General features: G+C 61.7%; 14 protein-coding genes and 3 pseudogenes. 14 read left to right on the top strand and 3 right to left on the bottom strand.

Annotated features, from left to right (window positions below):
• Window positions 1–193 precede the first annotated feature (193 nt).
• A complete protein-coding gene (locus I6F37_RS30405; protein WP_225147715.1) occupies window positions 194–562 on the top strand; it encodes a hypothetical protein in 369 nt (122 codons plus the stop codon).
• Between the two features lie 1,022 nt (window positions 563–1,584).
• On the opposite strand, the gene I6F37_RS45985 is transcribed toward I6F37_RS30405, so the two are convergent.
• On the bottom strand, window positions 1,585–1,926 hold the full coding sequence (locus tag I6F37_RS45985) for a hypothetical protein (protein WP_368736795.1): 342 nt from the start codon (window positions 1,924–1,926) through the stop codon (window positions 1,585–1,587).
• 108 nt (window positions 1,927–2,034) lie between these two features.
• Complete coding sequence (locus tag I6F37_RS30410; protein WP_225128634.1) at window positions 2,035–2,835, bottom strand: glycosyl hydrolase; 801 nt, start codon at window positions 2,833–2,835, stop codon at window positions 2,035–2,037.
• Between the two features lie 1,116 nt (window positions 2,836–3,951).
• Here I6F37_RS30410 and I6F37_RS30415 point away from each other — a divergent pair.
• From I6F37_RS30415 to I6F37_RS30445, 7 genes and pseudogenes are all read left to right on the top strand, one after another.
• The gene (locus tag I6F37_RS30415; RefSeq protein ID WP_225128631.1) at window positions 3,952–4,905 is read left to right on the top strand and encodes an ArdC family protein; all 954 of its coding nucleotides are present in this window, start codon (window positions 3,952–3,954) and stop codon (window positions 4,903–4,905) included.
• Window positions 4,906–5,010: 105 nt separating this feature from the next.
• Window positions 5,011–7,121 (top strand): annotated as a pseudogene (locus I6F37_RS30420) (ParB/RepB/Spo0J family partition protein).
• Window positions 7,122–7,301: 180 nt separating this feature from the next.
• Complete coding sequence (locus I6F37_RS30425) at window positions 7,302–11,621, top strand: strawberry notch-like NTP hydrolase domain-containing protein (protein WP_225147714.1); 4,320 nt, start codon at window positions 7,302–7,304, stop codon at window positions 11,619–11,621.
• Window positions 11,621–12,682: a toprim domain-containing protein gene (locus I6F37_RS30430; RefSeq protein WP_225128629.1), complete on the top strand. Its 1,062-nt coding sequence runs from the start codon at window positions 11,621–11,623 to the stop codon at window positions 12,680–12,682. The genes I6F37_RS30425 and I6F37_RS30430 overlap by 1 nt, the downstream gene beginning before the upstream one ends.
• A gap of 327 nt (window positions 12,683–13,009) precedes the next feature.
• Window positions 13,010–13,933 (top strand): DUF2493 domain-containing protein, encoded by a 924-nt coding sequence (locus I6F37_RS30435; RefSeq protein ID WP_225128627.1) that lies wholly within the window; start codon window positions 13,010–13,012, stop codon window positions 13,931–13,933.
• A gap of 138 nt (window positions 13,934–14,071) precedes the next feature.
• A complete protein-coding gene (locus I6F37_RS30440; protein ID WP_225128625.1) occupies window positions 14,072–14,521 on the top strand; it encodes a hypothetical protein in 450 nt (149 codons plus the stop codon).
• Window positions 14,522–15,094: 573 nt separating this feature from the next.
• Window positions 15,095–15,415 carry a DUF736 domain-containing protein gene (locus tag I6F37_RS30445; RefSeq protein ID WP_128948358.1) on the top strand — a complete coding sequence of 107 codons (321 nt, stop codon included), beginning with the start codon at window positions 15,095–15,097 and terminating at the stop codon, window positions 15,413–15,415.
• A gap of 66 nt (window positions 15,416–15,481) precedes the next feature.
• Here I6F37_RS30445 and I6F37_RS30450 read toward each other — a convergent pair.
• A pseudogene (locus I6F37_RS30450) lies at window positions 15,482–15,684 on the bottom strand (helix-turn-helix domain-containing protein).
• A gap of 209 nt (window positions 15,685–15,893) precedes the next feature.
• Here I6F37_RS30450 and I6F37_RS30455 point away from each other — a divergent pair.
• The 6 genes and pseudogenes from I6F37_RS30455 to I6F37_RS30480 form a co-directional block, all read left to right on the top strand.
• Window positions 15,894–16,123: pseudogene (locus I6F37_RS30455) on the top strand (DUF2285 domain-containing protein); the annotation flags it as partial.
• A gap of 296 nt (window positions 16,124–16,419) precedes the next feature.
• Window positions 16,420–16,701 carry an AlpA family transcriptional regulator gene (locus tag I6F37_RS30460; RefSeq protein WP_008561544.1) on the top strand — a complete coding sequence of 94 codons (282 nt, stop codon included), beginning with the start codon at window positions 16,420–16,422 and terminating at the stop codon, window positions 16,699–16,701.
• Window positions 16,702–16,723: 22 nt separating this feature from the next.
• Window positions 16,724–17,605 (top strand): replication initiator protein A, encoded by an 882-nt coding sequence (locus I6F37_RS30465; RefSeq protein ID WP_225128623.1) that lies wholly within the window; start codon window positions 16,724–16,726, stop codon window positions 17,603–17,605.
• Between the two features lie 289 nt (window positions 17,606–17,894).
• On the top strand, window positions 17,895–18,359 hold the full coding sequence (locus tag I6F37_RS30470) for a DUF2840 domain-containing protein (protein WP_225128622.1): 465 nt from the start codon (window positions 17,895–17,897) through the stop codon (window positions 18,357–18,359).
• Window positions 18,356–18,868 (top strand): S26 family signal peptidase, encoded by a 513-nt coding sequence (locus I6F37_RS30475; protein WP_225128621.1) that lies wholly within the window; start codon window positions 18,356–18,358, stop codon window positions 18,866–18,868. Before I6F37_RS30470 ends, I6F37_RS30475 begins: the two co-directional genes overlap by 4 nt.
• 2 nt (window positions 18,869–18,870) lie before the next feature.
• Window positions 18,871–19,701 carry a lytic transglycosylase domain-containing protein gene (locus I6F37_RS30480; RefSeq protein ID WP_225128620.1) on the top strand — a complete coding sequence of 277 codons (831 nt, stop codon included), beginning with the start codon at window positions 18,871–18,873 and terminating at the stop codon, window positions 19,699–19,701.
• The last annotated feature ends 311 nt before the right edge of the window (window positions 19,702–20,012 follow it).

The following is a 20,012-nucleotide window of genomic DNA, read 5'->3' on the forward strand; positions in this document are numbered from 1 at the left end:
CAGCCTTGCTAACTCCGAGGGCGACGGCTGGTGGTAGAGACAGTGCTTTCGGGGGCGTGAGCGCCGAATCACCCCTGCGCTGGCCGTTTTTCGGAGCGGTAAGCCGCTTGAAGTCCCCGCCTTTCCGCTGAATCTTCACCAACGGTGCGAGCTGGAATCACTGCTTCCAACCACAGTCCAAAGGAGACGTGATATGATCCCCATTGAGGAGTCCTTTATTCGAGCGATAACGTTGCTTGACGGACCAAAACCGACCGAGCAACGGGCTGAAATCGTCGCCCACCTGGATACTATTGTAGACTATGCACGTGACGATGCCGAGGAGCGCCTAGCCCATAGCTTCAAAACGATGGCCCTGAACCACCTCGACAGTATCGGTCGAGATACGTCGACCATTGTTAAGGAAAAAATGGAGCTGGCTCTGATCGCCACTGAAAAATTGATTATAGCTATCGTCGAGCGCAACTGGCGGGGAATAAGATCCGAGCGATGTCCATACAGGAACGTTGCAACTAGCCAATACGCCGGCCGCTGGTCGCGATCAGATAAGCATGACCGATGACGACCTCCACCAAAGACATGCACGCAGCGCAGCCCGACGGGAATATAGTGCACTGCGTAAGGCTGCGCTGGTGAGGAGGCGGCTAAGCAGCGAGCGCAGCAATTAGCCGAGACCAACACGGTCGAACTTGGCAGCTCACTCGCAAGATTGCGAGCTATCCGTCGCGCGCGAACTGAGGCGCTTAGTTTGTGCAATTCTCGCCCTTACCCCTTTGCCATCGCGTTTGTCCCACAGATACGATCCCGGTCGCCCGGCGCCGGCGCTTCAGGTCTTCCTGGTAAAACTTCACCGCAGTTTAGCAATGCTCCAAGCCTCATACTCGGATCGGCGGCTCTGACGCGTTCGTCTCAAATGTAATCGAGTCGGCCCCGGTTTCTGCGAAACGATAATAGGCCAAGTCATCGCCTCCGACATTGCGCAATGGGAGCCGGAGGCCGAAGCCTCAGGCGTCGGATTGATCGCATGGCGTCACCTGCTGCAAAGGCGACCGTCGGCGACACGCTGAAGGGAGGACGGATCCTCTCGTTCTATGCGATGAGGGGAACGCCGGCCTCCCACGGGCGGCGCGCGCCGAAGGCGGAACGGGGCAGTGATGGCGATCGCCGAGAGGCGAGCCCCTTTCCCTTAGTGCCGCTACCGGGCGCCCCGATTTACGGGCTTCGATGTTCGACGAAGAAGTCTTTTAACGCGGCAGTTAGGAGCTGGGGCAGCTTGTCAAGCGCATTGCTAGGCATTGCTTCAGTCTCCGCAGCCCATGCGCATGGAATTTAAATCCCGATCGTCGGCCCGGCGGCGTCGGGACTGCAACTAGCCTCAGCGGCGCTCATGCAAGTCATTGTGATTACAAGCGGTGCCAGCAGTTGGATGATCCACCGTCTGCTCAGTTTTGATATTCTCATCTGGAGATCCCGTTGTCGTTGTTCACAAACCATGAACAAGGCTGCAATGTCAGCGATGCTCCCCGACGATGATGGTTATCGGGACGCGACCCGACGATCTTGTCTATATGAATACCAAGCCCGTCAGCAATGATCTAGCAACGCAGTATCAGAGATTCTTGTAGAAGAAGGTCGTCGAGCGATAGGTTCCGTCAGAGGCGAGCACACAACCCGGTATGATACCCCACCCGCTGCCATCCTTCGCTGGCGTAAAGACGCTCGGCAGCAGAACTTGTGGTCGTGCTGAGCGTCAACAATATCTTTCCCAGCCGACAGCAGCCAGCGCCCGATACCGCGACGGCGTGCACTTCTTCCAACCAGCAGTTTGACGACTTGAGCGCTATGCATCTGGCTCTCAGAGCCGGCAGGTACCATCTGGACTGTGCCAAAAATCTGACCTGTGCTATCTTCCGCAGCTAGCAACACACGCGTTCATTGCAAATGAACGCGTCCGCAAGGCTACGCCAGTACACCAGCGCCCGTCGTCGAGATAACGGTGACAGAAAGCTGACTGAGGCGAACAGAACTGGATCTTCACTTTGAGGTCACAGTCCAGTTATTGAACTTGAAGTCCATTCCGCCTGGGGACGAGGTGATCTCGACGCCGTATTGGACGCTACCGACGTTTATGTCGCCGAAGTAGCCTTTCGACTTGATCCACTCTAGGATGCCCTTGATGTCCACTGTCCCGCTATTGCTCTTCGAAGTGGGCACGAGCGAGATGACGTTGTGACCATTGTTCCCTTGAAACACGTTCCAGGTCGTCCCTCCCACCTCGACGTTAGTGTAGACGGGGATCGCCGCCCCGGAGGGATCCTGCCGATAATGATAAGAAATCGGCTTAACGTTGCCGCTACCGTCCGAGTTTCCGGTGTAGTTTGTCCAGATCATGATCTCATGCTGGTTTGAGCTGTCCCAAATATCATAGGCGGTGTCCCAAGCGCCGCTGTTAGGAACGTCCTGATTGAAGGTCGAGCTCAAGGTGTTGATTGCACTGAGCGGCTTCCCGATATGGACGGCCTCATGCGGATAGCTCTTGATGCCACCAGTTCGAGGCTGGTTCGACCACACGCTCCACCGGTTCGGTCCATACACTGAAATGGTCTGAGGCCCGGCACCACTGCCCCACACATCGTTGTTCCAGGAGTAGCCATCGCGTGCAAAGTTCCCGTATGGAGCGCTCGAACTCCAAATCGGGGGCTTTGCCGGTACAGCGGCGAGCGGCCGCCCGACGTCGTTTACAGCTTGTCTGAAAAGCTCATGATCCTCCTGTGAGCGGGCGTACCCCGTTGGGAACTCTGGCAAGCCGGCACCGTTTATCCGATTGGAATCCATTATGCTCTCCCTTGCTCCTATGAGAACAAAGCCTCTTCGGTTGGCCCTTAAAGATCGGCTTCGAATTTTAGGACGGTTGGCTTTCGAGAAGCTGACTAGTGCGAGAGTGCACGGTGCGCGCCTGTCCGCTACTTTTCCAACCCACGCACGTGGCGCAACAAGGATACTCTCGCCCTTGCGGTAGGGAGGGTACGTCCACCGATACCCGCACCGTCGCCGCATTCAAGGACGGCCGGGGCTCAGCGCGCCTTGTATCTCCAGTGCCCATTTGGGCACGGCGAAGCGTCAATCCACATGGTGCGCCGATCACCGCGCTCGGGGAGTGGGACTAGCGCGGTTTGGCGACTCACGTTACCCATCATTTTAAGCCCTTCACTACGCAATGGGAATGAAATGGTTGCAGCTACCCGTGAACCGCCGGCCTCTGGTTACGCACTCGAAGTGGATGGCCGACTCAAAGCCGAATTTGCAACCAGAGACGGCGCCAGGGCAGGTGGAGAAGAACTAAAGAAACGTTTTCCCATGCTTCAAATCAGGATCTATGATGCGCAGACGCATGCGCGCGAGGACATCTAGATCTTCAGACTAGCGGATTTTTCCGCTTTGCGCGTGCGGCTTCCGCCGCACCGGGGTCTCGTGAACCGAGCCGCTTTGCGTCTCGGCCATCCGGCTTCGATCCCTCGCGCAAGGCCTGCGGAGTTTCTCGCCGGGGGCACTCGGGAAAGCGGCTCGCCTCTCGGCGATCGCTATCACTGCCCCGTTCCCGGGTGCCGCTATTGAACCGGTCTCGTCGCCGCACTCGGACCCGCGTGCCCCTTCGGGTCGCTATGCTCACGCTCTCCGGGTGCCATTTTGCGTTGAGGCGATGCGCCGTTGGCCCACGCCTGGTGGGGCCTGCGGCCCTAAAGCACCGCGAGGCCATCCCGAAGAATGGAACGAAAGACGGAGTGCGTCGCAGATTTCGCATTCTGTCATTTGTGTGGGTGAGGAGCTCTCGCAAATCACGCGGCCTCGATTTCGCCTGAAGAAGGTTAAAGTGAGAGTGCCGGCCGGGTTTTGCCGTGACGGGTTACAGGCTGCGAGAGAGGCTCGCGGCGCCCGTCGCGGAGATCCGTTATGTCCAGACACTATCTTCGGGCACGCGCCGGCGAGGACCGAACCAGCCTTTATGACGAAATCACCAACAAAATTATCGGCGAGCTTGAAGCCGGCCGCGTCCCGTGGGTACAGCCTTGGGGTTCGGCGGCGGCGGCGGCGTCATTGGCCATGCCGGAAAGCGCCGCCACTGGCCGTCAATACAGCGGCATCAACGTCCTAATCCTTTGGGGGGCTGCCACCGAACACGCATTCACCAGTCAGAGCTGGCTCACCTTCCGTCAGGCGCTCTCGCTCGGCGGTCACGTCCGCAAGGGTGAGCGCGGCACGAGCGTCGTCTATGCCGACCGGTTTGTGCCGGCCGACGAAAAGCGGCGCGCCAGCGAAACAGGTGACGAAGCGCAGGCCATCCCGTTCCTCAAGCGGTTCACGGTCTTCAATATCGATCAGTGCGAAGGCTTGCCTTCGGAGATCGCAACGACGCCACCTCCGCCACCTGGCCTTATCGAGCCAAAGATTGAATACCTGATCAAGGCGACCGGGATCGACTTCCGCATTGGCGGCAACCGCGCCTTCTACATGCCGGCAGAAGATTATGTGCAGGTACCGCCACCACAAGCCTATTTCGAGCCGATCAACTGGCATCGGACGGCCTTTCACGAGCTGGCGCATGCTAGCGGCCATACATCGCGTCTGAGTCGCGATTTGTCGGGAAGCTACGGAAGCAAGAAGTATGCCTTTGAGGAATTGATCGCGGAGATATCATCCGCATTCGGATGCGCCTCGCTCGGCATCGTGCCGACGGTGCGACATGCCGATTATATCGGCTCCTGGCTTGAGGTGCTGCGAGAGGACAATCGTGCTATTGTGCGAGCTGCCTCGCAAGCCAGCAAGGTTGCGGATTATCTCCTTGGGTTCTTGCCGGAGGAGGTTGGCGACATGACGACGGAGAGAGCGGAACAGGAGGCAGCGTGAGGGTCTCCTCGGCCACCGCGGGTAAGCGAGTGAGAGGGCAGGGTCGTTTTCGCGACGGGTTGAAGGCCGAGAGAGGCTCGCGGCGGCCCGTCGTGGAGACTCGACATCACGAAGGCTGTCCAGAAGATCACCCTGTCGCCCTCACGCGACATTCCCTTCAATAAGCTGGTGCTGAGCCAATCCAATGTTCGCCATGTGAAGGCGGGCATTTCGATCGAGCAACTCGCCGAAAGCATCGCGGCGCGCACCCTCCTGCAAAGCCTCAACGTCCGTGCCGTCGTTGATGCCGAAGGGAACGAGACGGGCATGTTCGAAGTGCCTGCAGGCGGCAGGCGCTATCGCGCCCTCGAACTGCTTGTGAAACAAAAGCGCATGGCGGAGACGCAAGCGGTTCCGTGCGTTGTTCGGGACCAGGGTATCGCGGAAGATGACTCGCTTGCGGAGAATGACGAGCGAGTCGGCCTCCACCCCCTCGATCAGTTCCGCGCGTTCCAGCGCCTCCAGCAAGGTGGCATGAGCGAGGAAGACCGCTGCGTGGCATTTTGTGACCCGGCCGTCGTGAAGCAGCGGCTTCGACTGGCCTCGGTTTCGAGCAAGCTGCACGAGATCTATGCCCACGACGGTATGACGCTCGAGCAACTGATGGCGTTCTCGGTGACAGCCGATCATGTTCGCCAGGAGCAAGTCTGGGAGCAGGTCAGTCGTTCGGGTTACGACGAGCCATACCAGATCCGGCGCTTGCTGACCGAACTAACGGTCCGTGCGTCCGATCGCCGCGCTCGGTTCGTGGGCCTCGAGGCTTACGAACAGGCAGGCGGCGGCGTTTTGCGTGATCTGTTCGAGCAGGACGATGGCGGATATTTGCAGGACCTTGCCTTGTTGGACCGTCTTGTTACCGACAAGCTGAAGCTCGAGGCGGAAAGCATCGCAACCGAGGGTTGGAACTGGATCTCAGTGGCGGTCGATTTCCCCTACGGCCATACCAACGGCCTCCGCGAACTCGAGGGCAAACCTATGGATCTCACCCCGGAGGAGCAGGCCACCATCGACGCACCCAACGGCGAGCATACTAAGCTTGAATCGGATTATCAGGATGCCGACGAACTGCCCGATGAGGTCGACCAGCGGCTCGGCAAGATCGAAGCGGCACTGCTCGCATTCGAACACCGATCGATGATCTACGAGCCGGCCGAGATCGTCCGCACTGGCGTCTTCGTCAGCATCGATTCCGAAGGGCGCCTGTCGGTGGATCGGGGCTATGTTCGGTCGGAGGACGACATGTCCGCGATCGATTCTGACGTCAGGCAGGGCACCGATGCGCAGCCGGTCGAGGGGAAGGAGGGTAGCTCCATTCAGCGCACGTCATCGCGGTCGCAAGTAGCGCTGCTGACACTGAAGAAGATGATGAGGACGCGGCCAAACCTTTGCCGGATCGGCTGATCACCGAGTTGACCGCACATCGTACACTGGCATTGCGCGATGCGCTGGCGGAAAATCCGGCGATCGCGTTCCAGGCGGTGCTGCACAATTTCGTGCTGACTGCCTTCTACGGGTTCTCGTCGACGGGGAGTCCCCTTGAGATCGGACTTCGCACGCCGACCTTCCCCGCTCAAGCCCCCGGCCTGAGGGAGAGCGCGTCCGCGAAGACCGTCGAGGCGCCGCCTGAGTCCTGGAAAGCACGGTTGCCGAAAGGCGAGAAGGACCTGTGGGATGCGCTCACAGCTCTCGACGGTGCCGCTCAGGCGTCCCTGTTCGCTCACTGTGCGTCATTTGCGGTCAACGCTCTCTACGAGCCAGCCAACCACTACGATCAGGGCCGTGTCTCCGCCCATAGTGTTCGCGCGCGTCTCGACCAGGCCAATGTGCTGGCGCGCGCGGTCGGGCTGGACATGGTGCAGGCCGGCTGGCGACCCACCGTCGACAACTATCTTGGCGGGGTCATCAAGCCTCGCATTCTGGAAGCCGTGCGAGAAGCAAGGGGAGAATCTTCCGCGCAGCTGATCGCCCACTTGAAGAAGGCCGACATGGCCAAAGAGGCCGAACGTCTTCTCGATGGTTCGGGCTGGTTGCCGGAACCGCTGCGTCTCGTCGATCCCCATGCGGCGTCACTGGAGCCGGAGGTTGAAGCAGGCCCGCTACCCGAATTTCTCGCCGACGATGAGGATCGGGAGAACGCCGGCGACGATGACCCGCAACAGCTCGACGCGGCTGAGTGACACAGAGCGGGATGGCTCGGGCCATCCCGCAGTTGCCTGGAGACCGGTGTGTAACGCCGGTCCCCATTTTATGGGCGAGCGCTGAGAGGGAGAGCAGGGCCGGGAAGGTTTGAATTGCCGTGGTCTTAAGGGGAGCGCCGCGCGGTTCGACCTGTTCCTGCTCTCCCGAGAAATCCTGCCATGACCGAATCTCTCGCCGGCGGCGCTGCCGCCGCGCCGCTCTCGATGCGTGCCGCCGCAAATCTCACCTCCGCCGCCATCAGGGCCGCGCGACAGCTCCTGACCGAGCTCGAACGCGGCCGTCGCATCGATGCCGCCGTCCTGCGTAGCGCCATGGAGGCAGCCTTCGGCGCCTCAGACGCGGCCGGCGTCTGGAGCTGGAAGACCGCCTATGACGTCTGCGAGGCGGCAACAGTTCTATTTCTTCGCAAGTTCGGTCCGGCCATGCGCGCCAAGGCTGGCTCGACGGCTGCCATGCTGCCAATGCTCGCGAGAATCGCGAGCTGTCTGCCGACCCATACGCGGCGTTCCGAGGACAGTCAGGCGTTCCAGCAATTCTCGACGCCGATCCCGCTTGGGCTGGCCGCATGCGTCGCAGCCGGCATTACGCCTGCCGACCGCGTTCTGGAGCCATCCGCGGGGACCGGATTGCTCGCGATCTTCGCCGAGCTCGCCGGCGGCTCTCTGATGTTGAACGAATTGGCTGAAGGTCGCGCGGCGCTGCTCGATCATTTGTTTGTCAACGTTGAGGTCACGCGGTTCGACGCCGCGCAGATCGATGATCACCTCGACGCGAACGTTGTGCCGAGCGTGGTTCTGATGAACCCGCCGTTCTCCGCGGTGGCGAATGTCGATCGACGGATGGCAGACGCCGCTTTCCGGCATATCGCTTCGGCGCTCGCGCGCCTTTGCGATGGTGGACGCCTCGTCGCCATCGTTGGCGCAGGCCTTGCGCCGGATAACCCGGCGTGGCTAGAGGCCTTTGTTCGCCTCCAGGAGCGCGGACGGGTCGTGTTCTCTGCCGCGATCGACGGCGCCGTCTATGCCAAGCACGGCACTCAGACGGACACGAGGCTGCTCGTAATCGACAAGTGGCCCGCTGCCGATCCGAAGGCTTTTCCTGCATCGCAGGGCATGGCCGGCGATGTTGCCATCTTGCTCAATTGGGTGACCCAGTACGTGCCTCCGAGGCTACCCGTCGCCGCGCCGGTCGTGGCCGACATCGTTAGCCGCCCTGCAATGCCCCGATCGGCGGGCGCTTCCGTATCATGTCTGTCGTCCACTTCGGAAAGCGCAGCGCCAAATCGCGTCGAACTCACGTACGAGACCGTCGAATGGTCGCCGCCGGAAGGCGCCCGCCTCACCGATGCGCTATATGAGGAGTACGGATTACAGTCCATCCGTATTCCCGGATCGTGCTCCCATCCGACGAAACTCGTGCAGTCCGCGGCGATGGCGTCCGTTGCGCCGCCGAAGCCGTCCTACCGTCCGCATCTGCCTTCAAGTCTGGTGGCAGATGGAGTTCTATCGGACGCCCAGGTCGAGAGCATCATTTATGCTGGCGAGGCGCTTTCCGAATTCCTTGCGGGCTCCTGGACCGTCGATGCGACCTTTGATGTTGTGGCGGCCGCGCGCGACGACGCTGAGAATGCCGTCCGCTTTCGCCGCGGCTGGTTCTTGGGCGATGGCACCGGCGCGGGCAAGGGGCGGCAGGTCGCCGGCATCCTGCTCGACAATTGGCTCAATGGCCGCCGCCGGGCGGTCTGGATCAGCAAATCCGACAAGCTGATCGAAGATGCGCAGCGCGACTGGTCCGCACTCGGCATGGAGCGACTGCTCGTTACGCCTCTGTCCCGGTTTCGCCAGGGCACACCGATCCGGCTTTCGGAAGGCATCCTTTTTGCCACCTACGCCACGCTACGCACCGACGAGCGTGGCGAGAAGCTTTCGCGCGTAAGTCAGATCGTTGAATGGTTGGGCTCCGACTTCGACGGAGTGATCGTCTTCGACGAGAGCCATGCCATGCAGAATGCGGCCGGTGGCAAGGGCGAGCGCGGCGATCAGGCGGCCTCTCAGCAGGGGCGCGCAGGCCTGAGGCTCCAGCACGCTTTGCCCAATGCTCGGGTGGTTTATGTGTCGGCGACGGGCGCCACCACGGTCCACAACCTCGCTTATGCCCAACGCCTCGGCCTTTGGGGCGGTGCCGACTTCCCATTCGCCACACGTGCCGAGTTCGTTGAGGCAATCGAGCAGGGTGGGGTCGCGGCGATGGAGGTTCTGGCGCGCGACCTCAAGGCGCTCGGTCTCTACGCCGCCCGCTCATTGTCCTATGAGGGCGTCGAGTACGAACTCGTCGAGCACCAGCTTACACCGGAGCAGGTTCGCATCTACGACGCCTATGCCGATGCGTTCAGCATCATCCATAACAACCTCGATGCGGCGATGCGGGCCGCCAACATCATCGGCGAGACCGGAACGCTGAACGGGCAGGCAAAATCCGCGGCTCGATCCGCCTTCGAGAGCGCCAAACAGCGCTTCTTCGGTCATCTGCTGACCTCGATGAAAACGCCGTCGCTCATCCGGTCGATCGATCGCGATCTCGACGCCGGCCATGCCGCCGTCATCCAGATTGTTTCAACGGGCGAAGCGCTAATGGAGCGCCGGCTCGCCGAGATCCCGACCGAAGACTGGGGCGACGTCCAGGTCGACATCACTCCGCGCGAATATGTGCTCGACTATCTCGCCCATTCCTTCCCGGTCCAGCTCTACGAGCCCTTCACCGACTCGGAGGGCAATCTCTGCTCTCGGCCTGTCTATCGCGATGGCCAGCCAGTCGAGAGCCGGGAAGCCGTCGCACGACGCGGCCGCCTCATCGAGAAACTCGCCTCGTTGCCCCCGGTACCCGGCGCGTTGGATCAAATCGTCCAGCGCTTCGGCACCGACATGGTCGCCGAAGTGACCGGCCGCACGCGCCGTATCATTCGTAAGGGCGACCGGTTGGTGGTCGACAACCGAGCCGGTTCGGCCAATCTCGCTGAGACATCGGCCTTCATGGACGACGTCAAGCGAATCCTCGTGTTCTCCGACGCGGGCGGCACGGGGAGGAGCTACCACGCCGAGCTGTCGGCCCGGAATCGCCGCTTGCGGGTCCACTATTTGCTTGAGCCCGGCTGGAAGGCGGATGCTGCGATCCAGGGGCTCGGCCGCACAAACCGGACCAATCAGGCGCAGCCCCCGCTGTTTCGGCCCATCGCGACCGACGTGAAGGCCGAAAAGCGCTTCCTCAGCACCATCGCGCGCCGGCTCGACACATTGGGGGCCATTACGCGCGGCCAGCGCCAGACCGGAGGACAGGGCCTCTTCCGGCCCGAGGACAATCTCGAAAGTCAGTACGGGCGCGATGCTTTGCGTCAACTCTACATGCTGCTGGTGCGCGGCAAAGTCGACGGCTGTTCGCTCGAGAAGTTCGAGGATGCAACCGGCCTGAAGCTGACAGATGCCAATGGGCTCAGGGATGACCTGCCGCCGATCACGACCTTCCTGAACAGGTTGTTGGCGCTCACCATCGACCTGCAAAATGTCCTGTTCACTGCTTTCGAGCAGCTCTTGACCGCCCGGATCGAGGGCGCGGTCGCATCGGGCACGTACGATGTCGGATTGGAAACGCTCCGCGCCGAAAGCTTTGTCGTCAGCGGCCGGCGGACGATCTATGTCCATCCGCGCACAGGTGCCGAGACGCGGCTGCTCAGCGTCATCCAGCGCCGGCGTAACCATCCCGTTGGTTTGGATGACGCCCTTACTCGTCTTTCCAATCCTGCCGTCCTGCTGATCAACGAGCGCTCAGGAAGGGCCGCCGTGCAGGTTCCGGCCGCGAGCATCATGCTCGACGACGGCGACATCGAGCGCCGCGTCCGCCTGATCCGCCCTATGGAGCAGCACCAAGTCCGACTGAACATGATGGCGGAGAGCCATTGGGTCGAAGCGGATCGCGAACGTTTTGCCGCGGCCTGGCTGGCGGAGCTCGCCGAGGTGCCTGAGTTCACGGAAAGCACGATCCACGTAGTGGCCGGCTTGCTGTTGCCCATCTGGAAACGCTTGCCGAACGAATCGACCCGCGTCTATCGGCTCCAGACCGATGCGGGCGAGCGCATCATCGGCCGCAAGGTTTCTGCGGCGTGGGTCGCAAACGCCTTCGCGGCGGACGCGCCTACGCTATCGCCGGACACTGCCTTTGCGGCCTTGATGGAAGGACGCACCCTCCTCGATCTCGCGGAAGGGCTCCAGCTTCGTCGCGTCCGGGTGATGGGCGCATGCCGCATCGAGCTATCGGGATTCAACGACACGATGCGCGATCGCCTCCGTGCTTACGGCCTCTTTGGAGAGATCATCTCCTGGAAGCTGCGGATGTTTGTGCCCACAGACGAAAGCGGCGTCGGGATCCTGACAAAGGTGCTCGAAACCTACCCGGTCGCGCGCGTCAGTGAGCGGGTGGCTGCGTGATGTCCCCCGCGCCTTGCGAACTGGCATGCCGCCTCGCGCGCGAGGCCGAGGCCGTGTGCCGATACTATCTCTCCAATGGCAAGCGCGCGGGGCGGTACTGGGTGGTCGGCGACGTCCGCAACAAGCCGGGCCGCTCGATGTTCGTGCGGCTTCAGGAATCACCGAAGGGCCCTGCCGGCAAGTGGACCGACGCTGCGACCGGCGAGCATGGCGACCTCCTCGACATCATCCGCGAATGCCGGGGGTTGCGCGACTTCAGCGCGGCCGCCGAGGAGGCGAGACGGTTTCTGAAGCTGCCTCGTCCCGTGCCCCAGCTGACCTCGAAACCCGTTCGTTCGGTAGCGCCGGCTGGATCGCAGGAAGCCGCCCGTCGGCTCTTTGCGATATCCAGTCCGATCGAGGGGACGGTGGTCGAAAAATACTTGCAGCGTCGCGGGATAACCCACATCCACCATGGTGGCAGCCTGCGCTTCCACCCTCGTTGCTACTATCGACCGGATGAGCATTCGCCCACCGAGACCTGGCCGGCGATGATTGCCCGCGTCACGGACCTCGAGGGGCGGATCACCGGAGCGCACCGAACCTGGCTCGATCCAGACGGCTTTGATCGCGTTCGTCTCGGCAAGGCTCCGATCGACACGCCACGACGGGCTATGGGTGACCTGCTCGGCAACGCCGTCCGCTTCGGTGTGGTGGGCGACGTGCTCGCCGCCGGCGAGGGGATTGAGACCATGCTTTCATTGCGTTACGTGCTGCCGACCATGCCCATGGCTGCCGCGATTTCGGCCAATCATCTCGCAGCAATCATGCTGCCATCTGGCCTGCGTCGGCTCTATATCGCCCGCGATGACGATGCTGCCGGAGATGCCGTACAGGCGATTCTCACCCAGCGCGCCGAAGAGGCCGGCGTTGAAGCGATCACCCTGTCGCCCCGGCTGGGGGATTTCAACGAAGACCTGCACATCTTCGGTCTCGAGGCCCTCCGAGCAGAGTTACGGCTTCAACTCGCACCAGAGGACGTCGTCCGCTTCCTGCATTCGTCGACAGTAGCCGCAGAATAGGCCGGTGCTTCGATCGACGTTGATAGCTCGGTCGTTCCAAGGCCATTGCCGGAAGAGGACGCGACCTCGGCCTTCTAGAGGGCGATCGGACGGCAAGCGGACCGGGCCGGCAATGGCTACGCCCGGCTATTTTCCGCCGCGCGCTGGCGATGAGAAGACATCAGCCATTAGACCGGCGCGCTTTGCATCGCGAAGCAAAATAGCCGGCCTCCGCCATCCTCCGCTGCCGCTTCGGCCCTTGCGGGTTCTGGCCCGTTCCGCCCGCCGTCTGAGTGATCGCCACGAAGGCCGCGATGGGCGCGGCCGATCCGGAAAAGGATCACTCCAATGACCGACAACGACGATATCGAACCGCCGCACGCCTCTTCTCCAACTGACCACGTGCTGACCGAACTACAGCTCTTCGGCTACCGTCCCTTCGACGACCAGCCTGACCCACGACCGCTCCCCGAGGGCAAGATGATCGCTGGCGCCGTCGCCGATGTGTTCGACGCCCTGGTCGCGACGTTGAGCGACACGCGGCTCGAGCCGGACCTGGGCGATCTGCTGTGGTCGACCGTCAACCTGTTCCATCGAGCCGTCGACCGCATCGAACGCCATCTAGACGATAACGAGCAGGCGCAGCAGAAGAGCCAGCGCGAGCAGAATGGCTCTGAGGTCCGATCAGTCGAACTCGAGCGCTTGACGGCCGAGGGCATCACTTTGATCGAGCGCCGCAACTGCCTGGAACTCTTCCGCGATCAGGCCATCGAACGCTTTGAGACTCACACCGGATCCTCCTGGCGCCCTCGATCGGGATCACTGGTGAATCATCGCACGCTGACCGCAGCAATGATCGACTCCCGCGACTTCATCGCAGCAAAACGTCGCGCTGAAACCGAGGTCTTGTTGCCGGAAGGACCGAAGATCGCACTCACCGGCGGGCTAGACTTTAATGACTACCACCTCATCTGGGACCGCCTCGACAAGGTTTACGCCAAGCATCCCGACATGGTCCTGCTCCATGGCGGCTCGCCGAAAGGTGCGGAGCTTATCGCCTCCAAATGGGCGACTAATCACAAGGTGCCTCAGATCGCATTCAAGCCTGACTGGACCAAGTACGCCAAGGCAGCCCCATTCAAACGCAACGACGCCATGCTCGAACTCCTGCCGATTGGCGTCATGCACTTCCCGGGCACAGGAATCCAGGACAACCTGGCGGACAAAGCAAAGCGCCTCGGCATCCCGGTCTGGAGGTTCGGCGGCACATAAGCCGTCTTCTCGCCTCCAAACAGTTGGAGCGGGGGGCATGCGCCGCAACTCCGCCTCCTTTCCGTCTCATGTTCAGAGTTGCGCCGTGGTGGTGGTGGAAGGCGCGACTGGTACATCTATGCACATGGAGCCACCACCATGCTTGCCCTTGGGCTTGCCATCAACACACTCGGCATCGGCTTGTTCTGCTGGGCGATCTTTGCGATCGCTGTGTATGCACTGCCGTTTTTCGTCGCTCTCAGTATCGGAATGACTACGTTTCGGAGCGGCGCCGGCCTCATTGGTGCGGTACTTATCGCGACGGCCGGCGGTGCGCTGACGCTCGTCCTCGGCCAAGTCGCCGTCGCAATTACCCGGTCCTTGGCTTTGCGCATCGCGATCGCGACAGCATTTGCTATTCCCGCCGCCGTTGCCGGCTATCATGTGGTGTTCGCCCTGTCCCAGATTGGGGTGCCTTCGTTGGTTTGGCGTGAAGTCTTCGCTTGCCTGGGCGCGGTTTGCATTGGCGTTACGTCATGGACGCGCTTGATCGTTCCGGCGGAGACCCGCCCGTTCGAGCCGGGTAGGGTGGTGGAGAGTCCGTCCTAACCAGTTCTTACGGCCGGAAGGCCTGAGAGATGACCATTTACCTCCTTCATCGTCGAACAGGTTCGCATAGATCGGCGCGCTGAACGGGAGCGATCGAGCGCGGGAGAGGCAGTCCGCCTCGGAGCTCTCGATCAAGCCGCCGGCGTTCGGGTCTGGCCCACGCAGCCGCGGCGGAGCGGTGTTGCGCCGATCCATTCGTGCGAGACGATACCGCCCTTTGCAGAAAATTGTTTCTCTTTCTGCGCTGAATGGTTCCGACCTCTTGTTCAGCAAAGCCGATATGAGTCATGTCTTCTCCTGAGATTGCGGTTCAGCACGCCGACGCACGTGGCCTCATGGATGGCTTGATCTGGCCGAAGACCGGCTTCGCCTCGATCGTCTGAGCCGCAACGCCGTTGATGCGACTTTCTTCCCCTGGGCTTCGCCCATTCCTCGCGAGTCAAGAAAGTCGCCACAACGGCGTCCTCCGCTGCGCTCCGGCCCGCGGGCGGGTGCGTCGCCGATCGTCTTCGCCCCTAGATCGCCATCGAGGCCGCGGTGGTCGCGGGCTCGAAACACAACAGGAGAAGTGACATGGCTAACATCGGTTCTTTCAAGAAGGTCGGCAACGATTTCCAGGGCGAGATTGTCACCCTGAGCCTGCAAGCCAAGGGCGTCCGCATCGTCGCCGAGACCAACCGGTCCAACGACAACGCCCCCAGCCACCGCATCTATGTGGGGCGCGCGGAGATCGGCGCAGCCTGGTCGAAGCGTTCCGAGGAAGGCCGCGACTACCTCTCACTCAAGCTCGACGACCCCTCGTTCAACGCTCCGATCTATGCGAACCTCTTCGAGGACGAAAGCGGCGAAGGCTACACGCTCCTCTGGTCGCGGCCGCGTAAGAACGGTGAGTAAGCTCGCTCAATCAAGCCCCGCCCGGTTCGCCGGACGGGGCACTTCGCGCCCGGGCTGAGGTGCGGATTACGATTTGCTAAGCCGCGCAGCCCTTTTGAGCGGGTCTTCCGGCTTGCCCCCTAATGCTTCAGCAATCTGCCCGAGCACGGTATCGCTTGCTGATGCGTCGCCGATGGCGCCGACATAACGGCGATTAGACCCGCACGCTCGGCCAGCTCCTCCTGCGTCATTTGTAGATCATGGCGTTTCCGACGCAGAGTCACAGCCATGATCTCTTGAGATCCATGGCGATATGGGAAACTGACCGGAACGATCGTTCTAGCAACGATCGTTTCTATTCGTGTCCGAACATGCTATCGATGTGACGACGCTACGTGCGCGACCGAGCTCGGCCGTGTGTCTACCCAAGGGCTATCCTGGATTCCAACGCGCATCGGAGACCATGGCGTAGCTTATAGGCGTTCTAAAAGCGGGTATGATGCAGGAGCGAGCCCCAGATCCAGACGTAGCTGACAGTGCGCCGAACGAGCCGACGTTGACGGCCTATAACGAACAGCATGTCGTCACGTACGTTCGCCTTCTGCACGGCCGGCGGTGAGGGGGCGGACTGGGGCGAAGTGGCTCAAGTGGTCCGACCGAGAGCCGGACCGTGCGCGGCGCGCATATCAGAGTCATCTTGCTCGTGCCAAATGGGTGACTGAGCAAGGGCGACTCTTACTCGGCGCCTGTCCGGCAAGAACCGCGTCCCCGATCGCGCTTAGAAGACCCACGAACTGCGTAATCGAACGATCCGCCTGGTGCAAGCCGGCCTCGCGTTGATGCGCGGTGGTCACCGCAAAAAATTCTGCGGCCCGGGCGCAGGGATGGGTAGCGTCGTTCCCAAGGCGTGCCGAAAACCGCTCCCTCCATATTCGGCATCCCCCTCCGAGAACCTGCTCCTCCATGATGGCCGCACACACGCTAGCGCCGCCATCCGTGGTGCGCTGTCATCCTGGAGTCCCCAAATGCCCGATCCGATGGCCGGTCTACCCCCGCGCTTCCTGCGTACCCCGGAGGCCGCGCGTTACCTCGGCCTCTCCGGTCGCACGCTGGAGAAGCACCGCACGTACGGCACCGGACCAACATATCGGAAGATTGGCGGACGTGTCGTCTACGCCGTCGATGACCTGAAAGCGTGGGCCGACCGCGGCGCCAAGACCTCGACATCCGATCCCGGCAAGGGGACCGTGCTGCCCGCCAAGAAGCATCCGGCCCTGCGTCCCTATGCAGGTCAGGAACGTCGCTGATAGCCGCGTGAGAGCAGTGACCATGCGGCGCAAACACCATTCCGAGCGCGGCCAGCTTGAGCTCTTTCGGGCGCTGCCCGGCGATCTCGCGCCGCGAGATGCGCAGGATCTGATGGCCTATCCGTTCTTCTCGCTCGCAAAAACGAAGCGGATTGTGCCGATCGATTTCCGCGCAGGTGCGATCTCAATTCGTGTCGAAGCTGTTCCGGAACACGGCATGGCGACCATTTGGGATGCAGACGTTCTGATCTGGGCCGCGTCTCAGATCGTCGAAGCCCGGGATGCGGGCCTGAAGACGTCGCGTCTGATGGCTGCAACGCCATACGAGATTCTAACGTTCGTTGGCCGCGGCACCAGCGCACGCGACTATCACCGTCTGAAGGCGGGCCTCGACAGACTTCAGTCAACGACGGTGCTGACGTCGATCCGCCAGCCGATGGAACGACGACGGCATCGCTTCTCCTGGATAAACGAGTGGAAGGAGACGGCGGATGCAAATGGCCGCCCATTCGGGCTCGAGCTGATCCTGCCGGATTGGTTCTATGCCGGCGTCATCGACGACGCGCTCGTGCTGACGATCGACCGCGCCTATTTCGAGCTCACCGGCGGACTTGAGCGGTGGCTTTATCGTCTTGTGCGCAAGCACGGCGGTCGGCAGGACGATGGCTGGAGCTTTGACCTTGCACACCTCCATGCCAAGTCCGGCATCCTCTCGCCGCTCAAGCACTTTGCTTACGACGTACGTCAGATCGTCCAGCGCCAGACATTGCCCGGTTATCAGCTCGTGCTCACACGGGATCTGAACGGCATCGAGCGGCTGAACTTCGCGCCAACGCCTGTTGATCCCCTGACGGCACGCTTGCGCCGGCGCGGTCTCATTCCAAATTCGGAGGACAACCTGTGAATCAGTTCGTGCTATCGAGGACCGCAACCCTCGTGCTATCGGGGACCCGATCCTCGTGCTATCGGGGACCGGAATCGACCTTAAAGGCTTGTTTCTCTGCGCTTTCCGGCCGCTCTAACTTTACTAACCAGAAATCCTTCGGATTTCTTCTAACGGACCAGGCCGCAAAGCGCTTGGGAGGTGGCCGGCAAAGCCGGCCCGTTCGCCCTGCTGGCCTTCACAAGCCGTACACGCACTTCCCGGCCGTCGAAGCGAACGGCTCCGAGGTCGAGCGTAGGGGAGCGGCGGTATGAGTGATCTTACCGAAGTAGAAGTGCTGTGGCTCGACAAGCGTATCGAAAACCGGATTCGGTTCGGTCGTGTCGTCAAGGAAAGGGAGCTTGAGCGCCATCGGCGCGTCCTGTCATTTGCGCCGGGCAGCATCTTTGCTTTCGCCCGATGGACCTCCAACGACTTTGGGGCAATCATTTCGCGGATCGACATCTTGCGCGCAGTCGCTCCGGGACAGCGCTGCTCGACCGTGCCGTATGTGAAGCCCGGCGGAGAGATTTTGCTGCGTCTGTCCGGCTGGCCGAAGGTCGAACGAGTGCTGCAAATGATCGATGCCGTTGAGGCACTCGGCATCGATCCTGCTGATGTCGCGCCCGATCATTGGCATCACGTTCATAACCGCCTGTCGGTTAACGAAAACCCGCGCCCGTATACGAAAGCGCGCCACCAGGCTTGGCTTCACCGTCAGAGGATCATGCGATGACGGGCCGCATGAAGACGCTGACCACCACGTTTGGTGTCGCTGCTGCGCTCATCGCGACGATCGTCCTGGAGCCGCTTCCGCTTTACATCTGGAACGCATCCGCAAGCGTGCCAATCGGTCTCTACCGCCTCCGACCGGCAGACCAATTCCAAGTCACTGATTTGGTCGCCGTGCAGCCGCCGGAGCCGCTCGCGACCTTCCTCGACTTGAACGGCTATTTACCCATCGGCGTCCCCATGCTGAAGCGCGTGCTCGCCCTTCCGGGGCAAAGTGTTTGCAGAACCGGCCTCGCGATTTCGGTCGACGATGTCGCGGTGGGCGAGGCGAAGGATCACGACAGACGGGGCAGGCCGCTGCCGAAATGGCAGGGCTGCCGCGTCGTTAGCGACGGCGAGCTGTTTCTGATGAACTGGCAGTCGGACGACTCTCTTGATGGCCGGTATTTTGGATTTCTTCCGGCGTCTAGCGTGATCGGCCGTGCGATGCCGGTATGGACGTGGGAGGAGTAATCATGCGTATTCGAGGTGTTCTCCTTGCCATTCCCTTGCTCGATCGATTGTGGGATCATTCCGTCGTCTCGATCGATGTCTGCAAGGCTGGCGCGAGCCCGACCGCGTCCTTTGGTCGGTTGGGCACGCGTGTTTGCGCTGTCGTGCCCCTGATGCTTCTTCTGACCGCCGGTGACAGTGCTGCTTTGGCCCAGAGCGGATCAGCCGCCCAGCCGGCGATCAGTCAGACCGCTCACTCATTTGCCGGTTTCATCAATGAAGCCTCACAACGCTTTGCGATTGCGCCGAACTGGATCCGATCAGTGCAAAGCGTCGAGAGTGCTGGTGACGTGCACGCCAGATCGCCAAAAGGCGCAATGGGCCTGATGCAAATCATGCCGGCGACCTGGGCGGAACTTCGCGAGCGCTACAATCTCGGGAACGACCCATACGACCCGCACGATAACATTCTGGCCGGTACGGCGTACTTACGCGAACTGCTCGATCGGTATGGCTCGCCTGGCGTGTTTGCCGCGTACAACGCGGGACCATCCCGCTATGAAGAGCATCTCGCAGGCGGCTCTTTGCCAGACGAGACGCGAGCATACGTCGCAAAGCTTCCAAATCTGCTAGCCATCGAACTGCCGCCGAGGTGGACGTCGACCCGACAGTCATCAGCAGCTGCGACGCTATTCGTCGCGCGAGCCAATCTCACGAAAACGAGCGATCGGTTGCCGGCGCTCATGCCATCCAGCGGTGTCACGACCGCAATCTCGGCGCCCGATGTTTCGCCCATGGTCCCCCGGCCAATCGGCGTGTTCGTCCCTCGATCGGATTCGGAAGTGTCGCAATGACCAAGTGTGTGGGTTCACAAGCTGGTGGCGTATGGGCGATGCCTTCGGCCCGCGCTCTACTCGTCGCTTCGCTCCTCACCGAGCCACCCTTCGGGTGTCTCGGCCCTTCGGGTAACGATCGCTATCGCAAGCGCTCGGAAGCAGTGGGGGCTCCGCGAGTTGGCTGGCAACTTGCGGCGGCCCTTTGGGGAACCGGCGACCGGGAGACCACGACGGCAGGACGGCGAGATAAAAGGGGCTCGCCGGTCGAACCGCAAGCCATTGGCATGGCATGGGTTCTGGCGTGCCGGTCGGTCGGGACGCGTGCCGCG

Source organism: Bradyrhizobium sp. NBAIM08 (genome assembly GCF_020193935.1).
Lineage (GTDB): Bacteria > Pseudomonadota > Alphaproteobacteria > Rhizobiales > Xanthobacteraceae > Bradyrhizobium > Bradyrhizobium yuanmingense.